3 protein-coding genes are annotated in these 3536 nt (G+C 60.0%); 2 read left to right on the top strand and 1 reads right to left on the bottom strand.

The genetic code is table 11. The features are described 5' to 3' along the window. Positions 1–63: 63 nt before the first annotated feature. A complete protein-coding gene (locus tag AAAB16_RS22995; protein WP_340665431.1) occupies positions 64–861 on the bottom strand; it encodes a cytochrome c in 798 nt (265 codons plus the stop codon). Positions 862–1518: 657 nt separating this feature from the next. On the opposite strand from AAAB16_RS22995, the gene AAAB16_RS22990 reads away from it, so the two are divergent. Together AAAB16_RS22990 and AAAB16_RS22985 are read left to right on the top strand one after the other, a co-directional pair. Beyond that, positions 1519–2724: an acetyl-CoA C-acetyltransferase gene (locus AAAB16_RS22990; RefSeq protein WP_340665430.1), complete on the top strand. Its 1206-nt coding sequence runs from the start codon at positions 1519–1521 to the stop codon at positions 2722–2724. Between the two features lie 163 nt (positions 2725–2887). Further along, on the top strand, positions 2888–3536 hold a 649-nt coding region (locus AAAB16_RS22985; RefSeq protein WP_340665429.1), incomplete at its 3' end, for an enoyl-CoA hydratase/isomerase family protein.

The following is a 3536-nucleotide window of genomic DNA, read 5'->3' as shown; positions in this document are numbered from 1 at the left end:
TGCCAACGTAGGGTGTGCTGCGCGCACCAAGCGATCTACTGGTAAACGAAACGTGTGCACACCCTACAACGCCTTGCGCCCGGCCATATGCCGCAAGTAGCCAATCAACTGCTGCAACTCCCCATCGCTCAACACCTGCGGGCTAAACCCCGGCATCTTGCCCTGCGGCCAACGCCGTAGGCTTTGTGGGTCACGGATATAGCGGCTTAGAAAGTCACCAGCAAAGTATTCGGTGGGGTTATGCGGCAGGTTCAAATCTGGCCCGAACTGCGCATCGCCCGCGCCATTAAGCCGATGGCAGGCCAGGCAGTTTTTCTGGAATTGGGCAAAGCCGGCCAGCACCTCGGCGTTAGCGTCTTTAGCCGGCAGCAGTGCGGGAAAACGTTCGGCCACCGAGGCCATACCGCGAATGGACACCACTTGAAACGGCCACTGCTCGGGGCCGATATGGTCGACCTGCGGCTCGGTCCACACCAGGTAAAACGGCCCAGCGCCGGATTTGTCCTTGGCCAGCTTGGGCCAGGGCTGGGTTGGGTCTTCAATCGCCAGCCACGCGCGGCTGCCTGTGCTTTGTAGCAGTGGTTCAGCCGGCAGCTCGGCCGCAAAACCGTCCAGCGCCACCATCTGTAGGTGATCGCTAGCTTTTACCCCCGTCAATAACGCCGCCACGGGAATGGCAAGAAAGCGCATGGGCCGCTTATAGGCGACGTCTTGAGCAATCTCGACGGTTTGCAGCTGAGGGTGCTGGAGTAATTCGGCGCTGGTTAGGGTGCGTGTGCCCGAGGGCAGGGTGAGGGTAAGGTCGGCGGCCAGACCTGGCAGGCTCAACAGCAGGAAAAAACCAGCAAACAGTGCGCGCATACAACCGCTCCCAAGGGTGATGCGCAACCCTACCACAGCGCTGCACTTGCTTTGGTAGGGGGGGCGATCCGCGTACGGTGCACGCACCTGTGCGATCTGCTGGGTGGCGCCTAGCACACCCTAGGTTTAACTGATCAGCCGGGAGAGGTTGGGAATAATCAACACCACAGTGGTGGCAAAGAGTATCCAGCCCGCTTGGCGGAATTTCGGTTGTTTAAGCATGGTGGTCAGCCTTTGTTCTTGTTGGCATGCGTGGCCTTTTCAGTGCCTGACAGGCCTTGGCTCAGTCAAAAATCGCTCCGGCAAAACCCGGCAGCGACGCCCTAGCGCTTTGAACGTTAGCTCTGTAGACGATAGGGGCCGGGTCACATGCGCCTTAGAAGACTTGGTTTCTAGCAGCGCCAGCCTTAAATCATGCAGTTATGCGCAAAGCCTGCAACCGCAAACAACCCCTATGCCAGACACCTTGCTGGCTAAGGTAATGCGTTGGCCCCCCAAGCGCCGTTCGTCTGAGCAGTGCGGTCAATGGCCCTGAGCATTTCGGTCATTGAGCCTGGGGCGTGCGGGGTTAAGGTGTAGCGGCATACAACAACAGGCCATTGCGCGGCTGCGCGCGGTGCCGATAGCCAGCCCTTCAGCAGAAGGCCAGAGGATGTCATGACCGAAGCATTTATTTTCGATGCGGTGCGTACCCCGCGCGGCAAGGGTAAAAAGGACGGCGCCTTGTATAGCGTCAAACCCGTCAACCTGATTGCCGGCCTGCTTACGGCGCTGCAGCAACGCAACGGGCTGGACACCAGCCAGGTCGATGACATTGTGCTGGGCTGCGTTACCCCGGTGGGCGACCAGGGCGCCGATATCGCTAAAACCGCGCCCATGGTGGCCAAGTGGGATGTCAGCGTGTCTGGCGTGCAGATCAACCGCTTCTGCGCCTCGGGCCTGGAGGCCATCAACCTCGGCGCGATGAAAGTGCGTTCCGGTTTTGAAGACCTGGTGGTGGTCGGCGGCGTTGAGTCGATGTCGCGGGTGCCCATGGGTTCCGACGGCGGTGCCTGGGTGATGGACCCGGAAACCAACCTGAGCACCAGCTTTGTGCCGCAAGGCATTGGCGCCGACCTGATCGCCACGCTGGAAGGCTTTAGCCGCACCGATGTCGACTCCTTTGCCCTGCGCTCGCAACAAAAAGCGGCGCGGGCCAGCGCCGATGGTTCGTTTAAAAAGTCGCTGATTCCGGTCACCGATCAAAACGGCATCGTACTGCTCGACCACGACGAATTTATCCGTGGCGAATCCACCCTTGAAGGCCTTGGCGCGCTCAAGCCGAGCTTTGAAATGATGGGCCAGATGGGCTTTGACGCCACCGCCATCCGCCAATACAGCCATGTCGAACGCATTAACCACGTGCACACGCCAGGCAATAGCTCGGGCATCGTGGATGGTGCCGCGGCCATGCTGATTGGCTCCGAAGCCAAGGGCAAAGAGCTGGGCCTCAAAGCCCGCGCGCGCATTGTCGCCACCGCCGTGACCAGCACCGACCCGACCATCATGCTCACCGGCCCGGCGCCGGCCACCCGCAAAGTGCTGGCCAAAGCCGGGCTCAGCGTCGGCGATATCGACCTGTTTGAAGTCAACGAAGCCTTCGCCTCGGTGGTGATGAAGTTTATGAAAGACATGGGCGTCAGCGAAGACAAGGTCAACGTCAACGGCGGCTCCATCGCCATGGGCCACCCGCTGGGCGCCACTGGCTGCGCGATTCTCGGCACGCTGCTTGATGAGCTGGAGAAACGTAATTTGCGCTACGGCCTGGCCACGCTCTGTGTGGGCGGCGGTATGGGCATCGCCACCATCATTGAACGCATCTAAGGAGCTTTCAGAAGCTACTGCGCTCGATCAGGCTGCGTTGCAAGTCGTTTCGGAATGCTCATTGGCTACAGCCAACTGCGCTTCCTCATCCGGCTTGCGCCTTGCCTACTCTTCGCTCGCTACGCTTCTGAACAGCTCCCCCACAATCGGGGTAGAAAAAGAAATGACTGACGCCATCCGTTATGAAAAAGGCCAGGACAATATCGTCGTCTTGACCATCGATATGCCCGGCCAAAGCGCCAACACCATGAACGCGGTTTATCGCGAAGCCATGGCCGAAATCGTCACCCGCCTGGAAGCCGAAAAAGCTGATATCGCCGGTGTGATCGTTACTTCGGCGAAGAAAACCTTCTTTGCCGGCGGCGACCTCAATGAGTTGGTGAAAGTTACCAAGGCCGATGCCAACAACTTCTACCAGATGATCCTCAACATCAAAGGCCAACTGCGCCGCCTGGAAACCCTTGGCAAGCCCGTGGTCGCCGCCATCAATGGCGCGGCGTTGGGCGGTGGCTGGGAAATCTGCCTGGCCTGTCATCACCGCATTGCGCTCGACAGCAGCAGCGTGCAACTCGGCCTGCCGGAAGTGACCCTGGGCCTGTTGCCCGGTGGCGGCGGCGTGGTGCGCATGGTGCGCCTGTTGGGCTTGGAAAAAGCCTTGCCGTACCTGGTTGAAGGCAAAAAAGTACGTCCGCAAGACGCGCTGAAAGCTGGCCTGATCCACGACATCGCCGCCGACCGCGATGAGATGCTGGCCAAGGCCCGTGCCTGGATTGCCGCCAACCCAACCGCCGTGCAGCCATGGGATGTAAAGG

The organism is Pseudomonas sp. (assembly GCF_037994325.1).
GTDB lineage: Bacteria > Pseudomonadota > Gammaproteobacteria > Pseudomonadales > Pseudomonadaceae > Aquipseudomonas.
This window is presented reverse-complemented; position numbering and strand designations above follow the sequence as displayed.

What these genes read in the sequence shown, in the direction of transcription:
- AAAB16_RS22995 (WP_340665431.1), bottom strand. Translation starts at nt 861, where the DNA reads ATGCGCGCACTGTTTGCTGGTTTTTTCCTGCTGTTGAGCCTGCCAGGT.
- AAAB16_RS22990 (WP_340665430.1), top strand. Translation starts at nt 1,519, where the DNA reads ATGACCGAAGCATTTATTTTCGATGCGGTGCGTACCCCGCGCGGCAAG.